A 15,645-nucleotide genomic window follows, 5' to 3' on the forward strand; every position below is an offset into this window, starting at 1 on the left:
AATGGTGAAATGAGAATCTGCTACAGCCCACTCTGTTCGTATCAAAAGTTTACAAGGAGGGATAACGTGGATGGCATTACTCCGAAAGAAGCAACGTTAAAGGCGAATCACCGCCCTCAAGATACCATTACGGCGGGTCGCCGTCATACCGTCCTGCTTCAATCTGACGGTAAGGTCATGGCTGTGGGGGATAATAAATATGGCCAATGTAATGTGAGCAGCTGGAGCGATATGGTGGCTGTAGCGGCAGGTAATGTACATATGGCAACGAACACGGGGAATGCTCACACTATCGGTCTGAGATCAGACGGTACTGTGGCGGCTGTAGGTTGGAACAGGCATGGCCAATGCGATGTGACCGGCTGGCGTGATATTGTAGCGGTTGCGGCGGGATGGTGTCGTACCCTTGGGGTTAAATTTGATGGCACGGTGGTAGCTGTGGGCCGAAATAATGAAGGTGAATGCAATGTAAGCGGCTGGCATGATATAGTGGCGGCCGCGGCGGGTGACTGGCACACCATCGGTCTTCAACAAGATGGCACGGTGATGGCTTTAGGTAATAATCGGTTCCGCCAATGCGATGTAGGCGTCTGGGGCGATATGGTGGCGGTTGCGGCGGGTTATCTGCATACCATCGGTCTTCAATCGGACGGTACGGTGATGGCCGCGGGTATGAATAAACATGATCAATGCGAGGTGAGCGGCTGGAGCGGTATTGTAGCGGTCGCGGCGGGTAGTAATCATACCATCGGGCTTAAACATGACGGCACGGTGGTAGCTGTAGGTTGGAATGAGTATGGCCAATGTAATGTTAGTGAATGGCGTGATGTTGTGGCGGTCGCGGCGGGTTGTGCTCACACCATCGGCCTGAAATCAGACGGTACGGTGATTGCTGTGGGTGATAATGAATATGGCCAGTGCGATGTAAGCGGCTGGCACGGCATTCAGCAGACCAGCAATTAGTCTGAACTAGATCTTCTATATAATTTCTCATGAGCGAATTTGCCCATGGACTGTGATTTCGCAAAATAAGGTGTAAAATAGTCAGAAGATGAACACTGCAGGAGGAACATGAATGTCAAAAGAATATCCGCGTACGTATATTGAGAGTATTAAGCTGGAGCTGTTGAGCAGGTTAGGTCTGAAGCAGGTCTACTACAAGGGGCAGGCAGGTGATGATTTGCTCTATGAAGCCACGGGTTTTGACAATAAGTCACAGCATAAATTCTGCGTCAGAACCAAAACCGGGACCATCGATGAGTTCGTTGCCGGCAAATGGATGAAGGTCCGCAGCTTTGAAATCAAGAGTAAGCAACAATAGCAGAGGGATTTTAACACTTTGATACTATAAAACAAGCCGCCAAACTCTCCCTGGGCTAAGCGGCTTGTTTTACTGTAATCTACATCGAGAAGTCGTTGCCCAGATATACATTCGGCGCAGTTAGATAAAGCTCCCGGACCACCACGTTTTGCGGCTGCTGCAATGCGTAGACTACCGCTCTCGCAATATCATCACCACTCAAAAATGTCGGTCCCATCGTGCCGCCGATTCGGGCAATCAGCTCTTCCGGCAGATGCTCTCCCTGATTGAATTCCACCTCCATCCCCCGGCCGGGTTCTGATCATGCGGGGCTTTTTGCTATGCAGTGAATACCCATAACCCAGCGTCAAACAAAGGAGTGACAATTGAAAATGTTATTATAGACAGTTGTTAAGGGAAGGGTGAACAGATTGGAACTTCGCGTAGGTAAAACAACAGTACAATCGCTATGGATGATATGGGAAAAAGTGTTTGCGATGGGTTCACATTTTCGCGGAGCGGGGACGTCTCATTTTGGTATCTGCAGTGTGATGCTCAAAAAACACAGAGGCCAGGCTATCGTATGTGCGGATTCTACAGTTATTCACGATGGGGAATGGGTAGGTGAGCTCCACCTTGATAATGGAAGCATCCTGAAGCTGATCCAGTCGGAAGGCTCAGACCGTGCTGCGCTGCGTACGGCAAGGCTGCTGCGTCAATCCATGAGCCAGATCAATGAAGCCTTTGAATCCCAGTCAGAGTTCAGACAGGTCAAGGCTTTACTGGGAATTACGCTGCTACACCGGGGACTTACACATGGACTGGGCTTCGAACAGCAGGTTATGCAGCCTGGAGTTTTTAGACGGATGACTACGATTTATCTGCGTCTTCTTCTCTCTGCACTGCACCCGGATGGAAAGAACAGAATCCGTCGGCGCACCGATAAGCTAGTCCCTATGCTGCTGATTCATTCTCGTTCATCCCTCAAAAACCGTTTCTCTCGCGGAGAGTAACTGTCAGTCTAAATAGATTTCGGATGAAGGAGGAAGCTATGCTCATTTATCTTGGAATTGGAATGGTCAGCATTATAGTAATGTACATGTTAGCTCCTAGTCTGATTACAAGGCTGACGGGATACGGCGTACTGCGCCAAGGAACGACTCCCAAGCAGGTCGCTTTTACATTCGATGACGGTCCGCATCCGGAATACACGCCAAGGCTGCTGGATCTTCTCAAGCTCCATCAAGTAAAAGCCACTTTTTTCGTGCTTGGTGCACAGGCGGAGCTATATCCCGAGCTGATCAGAAGAATGGATGCGGAGGGCCATCAGATTGGTATTCATAACTATATTCATACTTCCAATTGGCTGATGCTGCCGGGAACCATCCGGCGTGGGCATCTGGAGCGGACCGCAGATATTGTGGAGTCTATCATCGGAACCCGGCCCAATCATTACCGTCCGCCTTGGGGACTCATTAATGTGTTCGATTTCTTGCGGCTCAGGCAGTACCGGATTGTGCTATGGTCGCTAATGGGACATGATTGGAGCCGTCAGAGATGTCAGACCTCCCTGCGCTCCACATTGTTAGACCGGATGAAGGACGGATCGATTATTCTACTGCATGACAGCGGGGATACACTGGGGGCGGACGGAAATGCTCCTCATTATATGATACAGGCACTGGAGGATGTACTGCTGCAATTGAAGAGCAGGAATCTGACATGTGTGCGGCTGGATGAAATGGCTTGAAATATTTCAATTTCAATAGTTAAAAAATGATAGACACAAATTTGTGAAATTTATCACGTTGTATTTATTAAAATTTTAATATATAATATGAATATATCATAAATAGGGGGAATTATTGTGAAGATAGTAAAAGGATTGTTGGTTGCAGGCGTAGCGGCAGCATTGTTGTCGGGTTGTGGAAATAATAATAACGATACAGCAAAAGAAGCGGCTAGCGCATCACCAGCTGCAAGTGCAGCGGCAACTGAACAGACTGATGCAAAAAGCACGGCATCCATCGTTAACCAAGCAGATGCTTTTACCAAAGCAGTTAGTTCAGAAGGTAACTGGATCGTAGCTATTCTGAATGATCTGACTGTTGACACTGATGTTGTTGTTGCCGGTGAATTCCACGATAAAGGCGCTGCCGAAAATGCAATCTACCGTAAACTGGCTCTGTATGCACAGGATGCAGACCACAAAATCACTGCCAGCTATACGCTGACTGCCCCTAAGGTCACTGTTCAAAGTGAAAACTTCAAAGTGCAAGGCGGAACGATCAAAGGTGACGTTTATGTAGAAGCCAAAGGATTCACTCTTGATAAAACAGCAACTATTGACGGCAACCTGTACTTTAAAAGCGATGATCTGAAAACAAGTGCTGTCCTTGATGGTAAAGTAACTGGCGAAACAGCCGTTAAATAATTGAATTTCTTAAGTCATAGCTATCATAATGTTCTATAGAAAAGCCTATAGACCGGCCCTAACCAGGGTTCGTGTTCTACAGGCTTTTTTTTGTTCTTATTTGTATCCATAATAGGGTATACAGTAGTCATATGAATATACACCTTCATATACAATGCCTATAGTATTTTATTGCAATGCTCTAAAGGGAACACACCCGTCAATATGGTGCACGAACTGTCGGAATCGGGTCCTGAAATACTGTTATTCTGGGTTTGAGGGAAGGAGGCAGAAGCATGAACTTACTGGAGAACATGAATGATGCGTTATCCTACATTGAAGATCATCTTACAGATGAGATTAATTTTAAAGAAGTTGCCAGAAGGGCATTATGCTCCGAATATCACTTCAAGCGGATGTTTTCATTCCTTGCGGGGGTATCACTCTCGGAGTATATTCGCCGCAGACGCCTTACACTGGCCGCATTCGAGCTTCAGAAAAGCCAACTGCGGATCATCGACGTGGCTATAAATGCTGGTTACAGTTCACCGGATGCTTTCACGAAAGCGTTCCAGCTTTTTCATGGTGTGACTCCATCTGAAGCGCGAGCGGGTGGTTCATCGCTGAAGTCCTTCCCCCGAATGACTTTTCAGTTGACGATCAGAGGAGGCAGTGAAATGAATTACCGTATGGAGGAAAAAAAGGCCTTTCGTATCGTCGGGCTGAAGAAGAGGATTACCATTCAATTTAATGGTGTCAATCCGGAGATTGCCGAAATGTGGCAGAGTCTGAACATGCAGATGATTACCGAGCTGAAGCAGCTGTCGAACACCGATCCAGCCGGGATCATCTGTGCATCGGTGAATTTCTCTGAGGGCCGCATGGAAGAAAAGGGAGAACTGGATCATTACATTGGGGTTGCTACGACGCTGGAAGGTCCGGAGCATTATGCTCAGCTAGAGGTTCCGGCTTCCACATGGGCAGTATTTGAAGCGGTTGGGCCGTTCCCGGATACCCTCCAGAATATATGGGGCCGGATTTATTCCGAATGGTTCCCTTCTTCTAATTACGAGCTGGTGGAAGGGCCGGAAATCTTGTGGAATGAGAGCAAAGACACGGCTTCGGCCACGTATAGAAGTGAAATATGGATACCTGTTCAAGTATCAATTGAAAAGTGAGGTGTTATAAAATTGGTTCAAGTTAAGGAAATACTGGGCAACCAGTTGCTCGCGAATGCAAATGACCCAAGCTGGTATGTGACCTTCACAGAATCCGTGCAAGGCTTGAGTGAAGAAGAGGCTGTATGGAAGCCGGACGAAGACAGCAACAGCATTGCTGAGCTGGTTCAGCATCTGCTGTATTGGAATCAGACCTGGCAGTCCCGGTACCGGGAAGCCAGTGTTCATGCCGTACCCTCTGTGGAGAGCAACAATCTTACATTTGAGCTTCCACAGGGTATCTCTTTTGAACAGCTTCAAACGAGTTTACTGGAGGTGCTGCTGAATTGGCAGAGCCTGTTAACCGAAGATCAGCTGGCGGAAGACATACAGGAATTTCCCGGTAGCCAGTGGTGGGAAATTATCGGAAATGTGACAACCCATAATGCCTATCATATCGGGCAGATCGTATTGATCCGCAAGCTGCAGAAGAGCTGGAGACGGAGTAGTGAATAGATGAGCAGACATTAACAGCCAGAGTGTGGAGTATACCCGGAAAACACTAACTCGAAGGGATAATTAACCTGACGGGTTAGTGTTTTTTATTAATATCATTGAGTCATTTTGTCCGTATATACATAAGTATGATTCGCAAAATGTTATAATAAGGAAAAATCGCTTAAAAAGGTGGCGATAAGACCATGAGAATGATATTGCCCAGAGAAATGCTGATAGTGGCATTGTGTTTGGTAGTTTCTTGTACTGCAATCTCTTGTGATTCGGATAATCCTTTAACTTCAGGGCAAGCGGAAGCATTGATTTTGGCGGATAAGAAGTTATCTGCTACAAGCGAAATGACCTCACATTTGATCGATATCACTCCACTTGACATTTGGGAGCAGACGGGGCGTCAGCTTTTTAAAAATGTAGAAGGGACTTCGAGCTGGGATACCTTTGCCGTCTCAGCTGGGAGTGCAGTTCAGATCGGTATGGGTTTCGGCGGATTTGGGGTAACCAGCGCTGTCCCATATGATGTTAATAAAGACGGTACAGTGGATATAGTCTATGCATATTCCTTTGGCTCAGGTATTCACCGCTCGGTTATTGCGTGGCTGGACCTGGAGAATTCCACCGAGCATATTGTTACAAATAAACCTGCCGATATGGCATTCCGCCAGTATGATCTGATCCTCAAATTGAAGAAAAAGCAGATTGAAGTTTACCGTATTCATGGAATCGACACGAGCAAAACCAGTATGGATGTATTACGTACATACCCTGCTCCTAGTGATATTGAGAATATGACTCTAGTAAAAGAAGGGCACCTGGTGTGGGAGAATGGTGAAATGTTCAACATTAATAATTAATGGTTAGGGGGATTATTTTGTTTCATCCTGTAAGCCTTATAATACCGCTGATGATAATGTTGCCCAATCTGCTGTTTATCAGATTTGGGTCTCAGAACATGCCTAGCGTCCCTCCTAGGAATTTACTTTTGTCCGGTGCCGAATTCGTTGGGCGTATAGGTGTGATAGCCGTTCCACTTTTCTATTCCCTGCATTTGCAGAATGGATATGAGATCCTGGCGCTGATAGTGATGCTGTTCTCGCTGGGCATGTACTATTTGGGATGGGGAAGATATTTCAGGAATGGAAGACCGTACAGTCTGCTGTTCACACCGCTTATGGGTGTTCCTGTGCCTCTGGCGCTAAGCCCGGTCTTCTATTTCCTGTGCGCTTCAGTGATTCTTCACTCAGGATATCTGCTCATCTTCAGCATTATTCTAGGAGCGGGGCACATTCCCGCCAGTTTCATTGAGTATAAACGGAATGTTTAAGCTCTTTACGGTTAACGCTACATATACTCTCCAAACAGCTGAACCAGTATAGCCCTGTTCACGCCAAGCTTGCCTTGCCAGCCCGCCCAGGGCATCTCCATATCGGAACGGCCTTTGGTATTGTTCAATTCCTGCTCACCGTTCAAGATCTCTTCAATCTTCGCAAAGTGGTTGGGGGCTAGCGGCAGGATAGTGTTCGGCAGTACGCCTACCATGGCAAGAGACTGCAGGATGCCGCGGCGTGTACCAGCGGTTCCTTTGAGCAGCTTGGACGAAGTCAGATGTTTCTCGAATTGGCCGGGCGTTAGTTCATCTGCCGCTGCTTCAAGCATTTGTATGAGCTGGTTGAATAGCTGTATATCTTCGCGGGTCGGGACACCGAATCCACGGTCCAATAGATCATACAATTCCGTCAGATCCGTATAGGCTCCTACATTGCTGCCGTAGGTGTTACCCAAATGGATAGCGTATCTGATCCGGGACAGGTTCTCCCATTGATCCTTATGGAACCCGCAGTACTTGCAGCACACAAAGCGTTCGGCTTGTTCATACTCATGCTCCTGCATATGAATCATCCGGTGATAGCTCATAAGGGAGGAAATGCCTCTAGGGAAACTCCCGCCAACCCCCGCAATAAAAGCTCCCGCGATCCGCGACCAGTCTGCACGTTCGTCTGATTGCAGAGCCATCAGTTTCCGGTTGATATCTTCATGAGTTATTTTATGTGTGTCATTTGTCTCCCACCCGGATTGCTCCAGCAGCTTGCGCTCAGTAGGTTCCAGGGTATCCGTTCGATACAAGCTAACACCGCGTTCTGCATCGTATTCGGAATTCGTATGATGATAGAGTTTCTTAAGTACAGTAAGTATTTTCTTGTCCATTAAACAAGGTCCTCTCTGCGCGGATATTTGTCTGCTTTTTGACTACTGGATAAGATGAACTGTAGTTACGATTAAGCCCCATATGGAAATCTCAAGTTCAACTTAGCATAGATTTGCTTTAGACGAACAGGAATGTTTTACAAAATAGCTTTGAGAATGATAACTTTTTGCCACTTTTTAGGCAGGAGAATCATTTATGGTTAAGAGTATCAGGAACATATAAGGAGGATTAGCGATGCGTCGAGGACTTATTTTGAAAAAAGAGCCTTGGTATGCGCTATTGATAATGTTGTTGTTATCAGTAATGTCTGTAGCTGGAATAAGTGAGGGCAGCAGTTCCAAGCTCAAACCGGGTACGGTTTATACACGCAACTCGGCAGGGGAACAGGTCATTGCATATAACGCTGGTCATTCATATTCGCTCGACAAGGACGGTCACGTGATTATTTCTTACAGCAACGGCAAATCGAAAGTCAAGGCCCCTCTGACCCTGATTCCGGGCTATCGTGAAGACTCGGGAATGTCCGAAGATGAAACGGGTTTTTTTATTTCCATCGACAAGACAGCTATTACTTATGGAGGCTCCAGAGGAACTCCGGTTCAGGTGCTGATCTCCAATGACCAGGGGAAAACATGGAATACCTATCCAGTGACCCAAGAACTCATCGGTACAACCAAAAACATCGGATTCATTACCAAAAATGAAGGCTGGTTAGTACTCAGCAGATTTAATGGCATGGGCAGCGAAAATCATTATATCTACAAGACGCGGGATGGCGGAAAATCCTGGAGTGAGGTGAAGGGAAACGCTAATTCCGTATATGCAAGGGTGTTAACCGGAGCAGGCTTTGCCAGTGACAAGATCGGTTTTATGGGGTTCAGATATGAAACAGACTTCCAACCGGCCATATGCTGGACACAGGACGGAGGGGAAAGCTGGACCAAGCTCCATATCAAGCTACCCGATAGTTTTGCAGATTATAGCTTGACGCCGCTGTCTCCAGTATTCGATGGGGCAACAGGACAATTCCCTATACAACTCAGTAAGGATGGAGCGAGTAATGTAGTCGGTACGGTCTATTTGACTAGCCAAAATTATGGGAAGACGTGGAAGTATAATAAAGTCGTATTTCGTTAAAAAGCACTCCAAAGAACCCCACCTCGAGTTCACGAAGCGGGGTTCACTTTTATTTATCCTCGTCTACAACTTCCCGGTCGGGTAATTGTGTGACATAGCTGTCTGACAGGTGCAGCAGCTCAAGTGCACGATTGAATTCATCTTCTGTGGCTTTCAGCGGCTGATGGCCATTACCGGATAAAGTATAATGCTGGCCGTCCTCAAACCCGCTGCCGGAGAGGAAGAGTTCTTCATTATTAACGAAGGAGCCTGTCGGTAAATAATAACGCTGCGGAAGCAGATTATAGGTGGATTGATTCAAGAGATCCTGTCCAAAATGGATATGATTGCTTAGTGATACGCCTAACAGATTGGATACCGTAGGCAAAATATCAACTTGACCGCCTAATTGCTCCTTCACGCTGGGCGATGTCAATCCTGTCGATGCAATGATGAGTGGAATATTTATCAAATCTCGTTCCGTATACTCGTGATTGAGAATTTCGGCGAGCAAGGCTTGATCGGCTTCCTTCAATGAGAAAATAGGAAGTCCCCGATGATCGCCATACAACACAATTAAGCTGTTATCCCAAACTCCATTGGCTTTGAGTTCGTCAATGAACTGGCCAAGCGCATAGTCCGCGTAATTCTGGGCACGGATATAATCTCCAACGAGAGTTCCTTCGAACCGTTCCGGGAGTGTCATCTTGTATTTGCTCTCTGGAATGGAAAAAGGATTATGAGAAGACATGGAGATTACATGTGAATAGAAAGGCTGGCTGCTCTGGTCCATTCTCGCCAATTCATCGGATGTCTTCTTGTACAGAACTTCATCAGAAGCCCCGTAGAAGACAGTGTCATCTTCACCGAAGAAGGCCTTGTCATAATAACGGTCAAATCCTACTGCCTTGTACAGCTCCCCGCGGTTCCAAAAGTCAACTTCATTGGTATGAAAAGTTGCCGTATCGTACCCTTGTGCCTGCAGCAGCTTGGGCAAGCTTGGAAGCTCCTTGGGAGCATATATGTCGGTAGCCGCTCCATCTGGTGGAACATAAAAAGAAGTGTTCACTATGAATTCAGCATCAGAAGTATTGCCTTGACCGACTTGCTGGTAGAAGCGGGGGAAGTAAAAGTTCCCGGCAGCCAGCTTGTTCATATTGGGTGTAATTTCTTGTCCATCGATGGATAAGTTAATCAGGAAATTCTGGAAAGATTCCATCTGAAGAATGATCAGGTTCTTTCCTTTGGCGGCACCGAACAAGACGGGGTTTGCAGGTTCTTGAATGCCTTTCGTGTCATTAATGGCGGATTGTGTGATTTTGGATAGCTCAATCTGCTCTTCCTCATGCTCTCCAAGCAGCGCGTAGGCTTCATAATTGAGAATTCCCATTTGCTCGGCTTGAACGTTTTCATTCATGCTGGCCTGATTCGGGAAAATATTCATCATACACATTGCGAAGGAAATGCAGAACAAGGCGGCAACAGCTTTGCGGTTGCTCCGGCGTGACATGGCTGTCTTCCAGGCTACTGCTTTTTTGCGGCTGATCATGACCAGGCTGATGATAATGATATCCAGGAAAATAAGCATGTACTGCGGGTGGATCACTGAGAAAATACTCTTTTTCACAGCTCCAACCTGCTTGGCCTGACCGAACACCTTAGAGGTAGCGATAATCCCAAAATGATTATGATAGATAATCAGAGAGAAGAACAAGACGGTAATCAACAAATTCACAAGCATGTAGATAGCTATTTTCCGTTTCGTGGCGAACCATTCGATCAAACAGAAGATTAGCAGTACAAAAGGAAGTTCTTTAAATAAGGTGGTCCAGGTGGGTCCGTCTTCGAATAAGTAATACCAGGCAAAATAGCTTTTGGCGAGCATGATCAGTGAGAAAAATATAATTGATCTTTTGCTGAGTGTGCGTGGCTCTTTCAACCGCATTTCATATGCGCATCCTTTTCTATATAATTAGTCCATTCTATTACATAGCAGGTTTCAAAATCAACTAGAGTGATAACCTGGTTTTACAAAATATGTGACTATTATTCGATAAAAATAATGGCTGAAGCAACCGGAGAATGGTGGACGTAACCCAACCCACAGGTTCTATGTTAAAATAACCCTGGATTCTATCTATGAGCCTGCACAGATTTGAAATGAGGTGTCTCTATTGTTCAAAATAATGCTCATTGAAGACGATATCACTCTTTTCGGGGAGATTAAGGAGCGGTTGTCTCAGTGGTCATATGAGGTTTACGGTATTTCCGATTTCGGGAAAGTCATTCAGGAGTTTACGGAGGTCCAGCCTGAACTGGTCATTATTGATATCCAGCTGCCGCAGTTTGACGGGTTTCACTGGTGCCGGATCATAAGGGCTCATTCCAATGTGCCTATTATTTTTCTGTCCTCCCGCGACCATCCGAGTGATATGGTGATGTCGATGCAGTTCGGAGCTGATGACTTTATACAGAAGCCGTTCCATTTCGATGTACTTATCGCCAAAATCCAGGCTACCTTGCGCCGGGTGTACAACTACAACACGGAACGGATCGAGCTTAAGACTTGGCGCGGAGCAACCATTGAATATGTGAAGAACACTGTCACAAAAGACCAAGACTCAGCACTGCTAACGAAGAATGAAATGCTGATCCTCAAAATATTGATAGAGTGCAAAGACCGGATTGTAAAGCGCGAGGAGCTCATAAAAAACCTGTGGGACAACGAGCATTTTGTGAGTGACAATACGCTTACTGTGAATGTGAACCGGCTGCGTAAAAAACTGGAGCCTCTGGGTCTGGATGCGTATATTGAAACCAAAGTCGGACAAGGCTACATGGCAACCGAAGAGGCGGCCTTATGATCAGGAAGTACATAAAAGAAAAGCTCAGCTGGCTGCTCCTGCTTGGCGGGTTGCAGATTATCTTTTTATTCGTGGCCTATGTTGATTCTTCCATACCCTTCATGCCCATATTGTACATCGTCGGATTGAATGTAATGGTATGTACTATTTTTGTGTTTCTCAGATATTCTAAGGAGACCCGCTTCTATCATCGGATTGGGGACTGGGATGAGATTTATGATCTAAGCACTTTCAAGGGAGCCGACAGTCCGTTCGAAAGGATTGTGGAGGAAGCCGTGAATGCCCAAACCGAACGCTACCGGCTGGAATCTTCAGCGAATTTCCAACAGCTGGAACAGGAGAAGGACGACCTGCTGTCATGGATTCATGAGGTCAAAACTCCGCTTACAGCCATGCAGTTAATGATCGAACGGCTGCCGGATGAGACACTGAAACGGCAAATCATGTACGAATGGCTGAGAATCAATCATTTGCTCGACCAGCAGCTTCATCAGAAACGGATTCCGTTCATGCATAATGATCTGTATATCGAGATGACCCGGCTTGAACCGATCCTCCATCAGGAGATCCGGGCGCTGAAATCCTGGTGTATTCCCAAAGGAGTAGGGTTTGACGTTGAACTTACAGCGGAAGAAGTGCTCACTGACAGCAAATGGCTTGGTTTTATACTTAGACAGCTGCTGACCAATGCTGTGAAATACAGCGAATTCTCTGATATCCTCATTCAGAGCAGGGAAACGGAGGGTCATGTTGTGCTGACCATCACGGATCATGGAAGAGGAATTGACCCCAAAGACTTGCCTCGTATTTATGATAAAGGCTTCACATCCACAACCGGACGCCAGGAAGGCGCCGCTACAGGCATGGGCCTCTATTTGACGAAACAGGCAGCGGGGCCGCTGCTGATCGATATTCAGGCAGCCTCCCAACCCGGGGAGGGCACTACCTTTACATTGACCTTTCCACGCAAAAATGACTTTCTGAGTATTGCGGGCATGTGACAACAATGTCACATGCCTCTTTGTTTTGTTCGTCAAAACGCAGGAAAACAGAACGCTACCCGCTTATGATAGAAATGTAGAGATCAGACATAGTGCAACATCAGAAGATCAAGGGGGTTTTGATCTTAAATCTTTTGATCTTTAATCTTTTGATCTTAATCTCTACCCCGTATCCAGGTCACGCCGCAGTTAAGCGTGTCCCGCAGGGACGGCAAGCGATCCTACTCCCCACACCTCTAAGTCCCGCCTGCCTGAACACCCACGCTAATTGCACTTAGACGGGTGTCCAGAGGGCAGAGCCCTTGGGGCCCTCCCTTGGCTAAGGGAGGGTTTGGGAGGGATCGAAATAATTCAGGGATCGGAATGTTATTCTATTTTAAGGAGTGCGAAGAACGTGCTGATATTGGAAGCGAACAAAATTTATAAGACGTACGGTAACAAATTCAACAAACAGGAAGTGCTGAAAGGGATTGATCTTCAAGTCAGTAAAGGCGAATTCGTCGGCATTATGGGGGCATCCGGTTCTGGCAAAACCACACTGCTGAATGTCCTTTCCTCTATTGACCGGGTAAGTCAAGGAACGATTGAAATTGAGGGCAAGGAGTTTACGGGCATGAAGGAGAAACAGCTGGCCGAATTCCGCAAGCAGCATCTGGGATTTATTTTTCAGGAATATAACCTGCTCGACACCCTGACGGTCAAAGAAAACGTGATGCTTCCGCTCACGATCACCGGGATCTCGAAGAAAGAAGCCCATCAGAAGTTTGAACAGGTGGCCGGTGAACTGGGGATCTACGAATTGAAAGATAAATACCCGGCGGAAATATCCGGCGGACAGAAGCAGCGGACATCAGCAGCACGGGCGTTTATACATGATCCGAGCATTATTTTTGCAGATGAGCCAACAGGTGCGCTTGATTCCAAATCTGCCTCCGACCTGCTGAACAAGCTTGCCGATATGAATACGAAGCGCCAGGCCACCATTGTGATGGTTACCCATGATGCTGTTGCCGCAAGTTACTGCAGCCGGGTAGTGTTCATACGTGACGGGCAGATTTATACTCAACTGAACAAAGGGGAAGAAGCACGGCAGTCCTTTTTCAACGATATCATCAAGACCACGAGTGTACTAGGCGGTGTTCAGCAATGAGCCTGAACTACATCATCCTGCGTAATCTGCGAAAAAACATTAGGAACTATTACCTTTACGTCTTCGCACTGATCTTCGGTGTGGCGCTGTATTTCTCTTTTGTTACGCTTCAGTATGACCCGTCCATGGATGAAGTTGCCGGTACGGTTAAAGGAGGGGCAGCCATTGGTACATCTTCGGTGCTGCTGGTAGCTATTGTCGCCATTTTCCTGCTGTATGCAAATACGATCTTTATTAAGCGCCGCAGTCGCGAGATAGGGCTGTTTCAACTGATTGGACTAACGAAGGGCAAAATCTTCAAGCTTTTAAGTGCAGAGAATCTGATCTTGTATTTCGGGTCCATGGTCCTGGGGATTGGTGCCGGGTTTGCGGTATCGCGGCTGATTTTGATGATCTTATTCAAAATATTGGCGATTGAGACGGTAGCGAAGCTGCGTTTTTCACATGAGGCGCTTCAGCATACCGTGGTCGTCTTTGCCGCGATTTATGTGCTCATCATGCTGATGAATTACATATTTATTAAAGGGCAGAGCATCCTCTCACTCTTCAAAGTTACTTCCACTGCACAGGAGCGCATCCGAAAGATACCGCTATGGGAGATTATCCTGGGTCTGCTGGGCATTGGTTTTATTGCAACAGGGTATTATTTATCGTCCTTGCTCTTCATGGGTGAAATAAACGACATGACAGAACTGATGATTTCAATGATCCTTATCCTGGGTCTGGTCATAATCGGCACGTATCTATTCTATAAAGGGTCCGTCAGCTTTGTGTTCAACGCCATCCGCAAGAGTAAGCAGGGTTACCTCTCCATCAATGAGGTGCTCTCGCTCTCGTCCATTATGTTCCGGATGAAGTCCAATGCGCTGCTCCTGACAATTATCACCACGGTATCCGCGCTGGCTATCGGTCTGTTGTCTCTCAGCTATATTTCATATTATTCGGCTGAAGCCACTGCCAAAGAAAGTTCGCCGAACGATTATGGGTTTGCTGGGGTAGAAGTCAAAGAGAAATTTGTGGAGGCACTGGACCGTGCGCAAATTAAATATAGAGAAATCCATATGCAGCCAATCATGATGGAAGTGGATGCCTCGCAAATTATGGAGAAGGGGTCTAGTGACACGATCCTTACCACTTCTGTAATCAGTGACAGCAGCGTTGAGGGTGTAGATGTAAAACCCGGTGAATCCATGATCCTGGGATACAGCAATGCTATTGAAAGTCTCGTGTCCCTGCGTGAAACCGGCGAGATTGGCTTTAAGACCTTGAATGGAACGATGAAGCAGCGGCTTATAGGAATATCCAAAGCATCGGTTTTACCTTTCTATTACAGCGGAGGAGCCGGAGTGTTTGTAGTCGACGAGACGGTCTACCAGAAGCTGGCGGAGGTCCTGAATCCCAAGCTGCAGAGAGACAAGAAAAAGTCAGAATACTACGGTGTTGAACTTGCGAGTCGTTCGCAGGTAGACGCAGCCTATCAAATATATGTGGAACAGAAACCCGAAGCGCCGAGCATTTCACAGCATGAATACGAACTGAACCAGCGGAGCAATATGGGGCTTATCATGTTTATTGTCGGATTCCTTGGGTTGACGTTCCTGATTACCTCCGGCTGTATTCTATATTTCAAGCAAATGGATGAAGGGGAGGAGGAAAAAGCCGGTTATACCATTCTGCGGAAACTGGGTTTTACCCAAGGTGATCTCTTACGCGGTATCCAGTTCAAGCAGTTGTTCAACTTTGGAATCCCGCTGGTCGTTGGTCTCAGCCATAGCTATTTTGCCGTCAAATCCGGCTGGTTCTTCTTCGGCACGGAAATGCTCACACCCATGATCTTGGTTATGCTCCTGTACACGGCGCTATATTCTATTTTTGGCTTCCTGTCGGTGCTGTATTATAAAAGAGTGATTGGAGAGTCGTTGTGA

Annotated in this window: 17 protein-coding genes; 14 read left to right on the top strand and 3 right to left on the bottom strand. The window is 46.7% G+C overall.

The window, feature by feature from the left end; genetic code table 11:
• Positions 1–66 precede the first annotated feature (66 nt).
• Together ACAN54_RS00595 and ACAN54_RS00600 are read left to right on the top strand one after the other, a co-directional pair.
• On the top strand, positions 67–963 hold the full coding sequence (locus ACAN54_RS00595; RefSeq protein WP_379150975.1) for an RCC1 domain-containing protein: 897 nt from the start codon (positions 67–69) through the stop codon (positions 961–963).
• A gap of 112 nt (positions 964–1,075) precedes the next feature.
• A complete protein-coding gene (locus tag ACAN54_RS00600; RefSeq protein WP_379150978.1) occupies positions 1,076–1,321 on the top strand; it encodes a hypothetical protein in 246 nt (81 codons plus the stop codon).
• Positions 1,322–1,400: 79 nt separating this feature from the next.
• On the opposite strand, the gene ACAN54_RS00605 is transcribed toward ACAN54_RS00600, so the two are convergent.
• Positions 1,401–1,598 (bottom strand): hypothetical protein, encoded by a 198-nt coding sequence (locus ACAN54_RS00605; RefSeq protein ID WP_379150981.1) that lies wholly within the window; start codon positions 1,596–1,598, stop codon positions 1,401–1,403.
• A 124-nt stretch (positions 1,599–1,722) separates the two neighbouring features.
• Between ACAN54_RS00605 and ACAN54_RS00610 the strand changes: the two genes are divergently transcribed.
• The 7 genes from ACAN54_RS00610 to ACAN54_RS00640 all read left to right on the top strand — a co-directional run bounded on the left by ACAN54_RS00610 (position 1,723) and on the right by ACAN54_RS00640 (position 6,707).
• Positions 1,723–2,313 (top strand): YkoP family protein, encoded by a 591-nt coding sequence (locus tag ACAN54_RS00610; RefSeq protein ID WP_489685734.1) that lies wholly within the window; start codon positions 1,723–1,725, stop codon positions 2,311–2,313.
• A 38-nt stretch (positions 2,314–2,351) separates the two neighbouring features.
• Positions 2,352–3,050, top strand: coding sequence for a polysaccharide deacetylase family protein (locus ACAN54_RS00615; RefSeq protein ID WP_379150984.1), 699 nt, complete (start codon positions 2,352–2,354; stop codon positions 3,048–3,050).
• Between the two features lie 117 nt (positions 3,051–3,167).
• Positions 3,168–3,734 carry a hypothetical protein gene (locus ACAN54_RS00620; RefSeq protein WP_379150987.1) on the top strand — a complete coding sequence of 189 codons (567 nt, stop codon included), beginning with the start codon at positions 3,168–3,170 and terminating at the stop codon, positions 3,732–3,734.
• 275 nt (positions 3,735–4,009) lie between these two features.
• Entirely contained in the window at positions 4,010–4,891 is an 882-nt protein-coding gene (locus ACAN54_RS00625; protein ID WP_379150990.1) for an AraC family transcriptional regulator, read from the top strand.
• Between the two features lie 12 nt (positions 4,892–4,903).
• Positions 4,904–5,386, top strand: a complete 483-nt coding sequence (locus tag ACAN54_RS00630) for a DinB family protein (RefSeq protein ID WP_379150993.1) — start codon at positions 4,904–4,906, stop codon at positions 5,384–5,386.
• Positions 5,387–5,571: 185 nt separating this feature from the next.
• Positions 5,572–6,237 carry a hypothetical protein gene (locus ACAN54_RS00635; RefSeq protein ID WP_379150997.1) on the top strand — a complete coding sequence of 222 codons (666 nt, stop codon included), beginning with the start codon at positions 5,572–5,574 and terminating at the stop codon, positions 6,235–6,237.
• Between the two features lie 128 nt (positions 6,238–6,365).
• On the top strand, positions 6,366–6,707 hold the full coding sequence (locus tag ACAN54_RS00640) for a hypothetical protein (RefSeq protein WP_379151000.1): 342 nt from the start codon (positions 6,366–6,368) through the stop codon (positions 6,705–6,707).
• Between the two features lie 17 nt (positions 6,708–6,724).
• Here the strand turns inward: ACAN54_RS00640 and ACAN54_RS00645 are convergent, their stop codons facing one another.
• Positions 6,725–7,588, bottom strand: a complete 864-nt coding sequence (locus ACAN54_RS00645) for a hypothetical protein (RefSeq protein ID WP_379151003.1) — start codon at positions 7,586–7,588, stop codon at positions 6,725–6,727.
• 235 nt (positions 7,589–7,823) lie between these two features.
• Here ACAN54_RS00645 and ACAN54_RS00650 point away from each other — a divergent pair, with 235 nt between their 5' ends.
• Positions 7,824–8,726, top strand: coding sequence for a WD40/YVTN/BNR-like repeat-containing protein (locus tag ACAN54_RS00650; protein ID WP_379151006.1), 903 nt, complete (start codon positions 7,824–7,826; stop codon positions 8,724–8,726).
• 49 nt (positions 8,727–8,775) lie between these two features.
• Here the strand turns inward: ACAN54_RS00650 and ACAN54_RS00655 are convergent, their stop codons facing one another.
• A complete protein-coding gene (locus ACAN54_RS00655; protein ID WP_379151009.1) occupies positions 8,776–10,650 on the bottom strand; it encodes an LTA synthase family protein in 1,875 nt (624 codons plus the stop codon).
• A 229-nt stretch (positions 10,651–10,879) separates the two neighbouring features.
• Here ACAN54_RS00655 and ACAN54_RS00660 point away from each other — a divergent pair, with 229 nt between their 5' ends.
• The 4 genes from ACAN54_RS00660 (at position 10,880) to ACAN54_RS00675 (ending at position 15,645) form a co-directional block, all read left to right on the top strand.
• Positions 10,880–11,569, top strand: a complete 690-nt coding sequence (locus ACAN54_RS00660; protein ID WP_379151012.1) for a response regulator transcription factor — start codon at positions 10,880–10,882, stop codon at positions 11,567–11,569.
• Positions 11,566–12,570, top strand: a complete 1,005-nt coding sequence (locus tag ACAN54_RS00665; protein WP_379151016.1) for a sensor histidine kinase — start codon at positions 11,566–11,568, stop codon at positions 12,568–12,570. Before ACAN54_RS00660 ends, ACAN54_RS00665 begins: the two co-directional genes overlap by 4 nt.
• Before the next feature lie 394 nt (positions 12,571–12,964).
• Positions 12,965–13,720 carry an ABC transporter ATP-binding protein gene (locus ACAN54_RS00670; protein WP_379151019.1) on the top strand — a complete coding sequence of 252 codons (756 nt, stop codon included), beginning with the start codon at positions 12,965–12,967 and terminating at the stop codon, positions 13,718–13,720.
• Positions 13,717–15,645: an FtsX-like permease family protein gene (locus ACAN54_RS00675; protein WP_379151022.1), complete on the top strand. Its 1,929-nt coding sequence runs from the start codon at positions 13,717–13,719 to the stop codon at positions 15,643–15,645. Before ACAN54_RS00670 ends, ACAN54_RS00675 begins: the two co-directional genes overlap by 4 nt.

This window comes from Paenibacillus diazotrophicus, assembly GCF_042610465.1.

Bases quoted from the DNA above. Each gene is read 5' to 3' on its own strand.
- ACAN54_RS00600 (WP_379150978.1), top strand. From the start codon at position 1,076: ATGTCAAAAGAATATCCGCGTACGTATATTGAGAGTATTAAGCTGGAG.
- ACAN54_RS00615 (WP_379150984.1), top strand. From the start codon at position 2,352: ATGCTCATTTATCTTGGAATTGGAATGGTCAGCATTATAGTAATGTAC.
- ACAN54_RS00625 (WP_379150990.1), top strand. From the start codon at position 4,010: ATGAACTTACTGGAGAACATGAATGATGCGTTATCCTACATTGAAGAT.
- ACAN54_RS00635 (WP_379150997.1), top strand. From the start codon at position 5,572: ATGAGAATGATATTGCCCAGAGAAATGCTGATAGTGGCATTGTGTTTG.
- ACAN54_RS00645 (WP_379151003.1), bottom strand. From the start codon at position 7,588: ATGGACAAGAAAATACTTACTGTACTTAAGAAACTCTATCATCATACG.
- ACAN54_RS00650 (WP_379151006.1), top strand. From the start codon at position 7,824: ATGCGTCGAGGACTTATTTTGAAAAAAGAGCCTTGGTATGCGCTATTG.
- ACAN54_RS00655 (WP_379151009.1), bottom strand. From the start codon at position 10,650: ATGCGGTTGAAAGAGCCACGCACACTCAGCAAAAGATCAATTATATTT.
- ACAN54_RS00665 (WP_379151016.1), top strand. From the start codon at position 11,566: ATGATCAGGAAGTACATAAAAGAAAAGCTCAGCTGGCTGCTCCTGCTT.
- ACAN54_RS00675 (WP_379151022.1), top strand. From the start codon at position 13,717: ATGAGCCTGAACTACATCATCCTGCGTAATCTGCGAAAAAACATTAGG.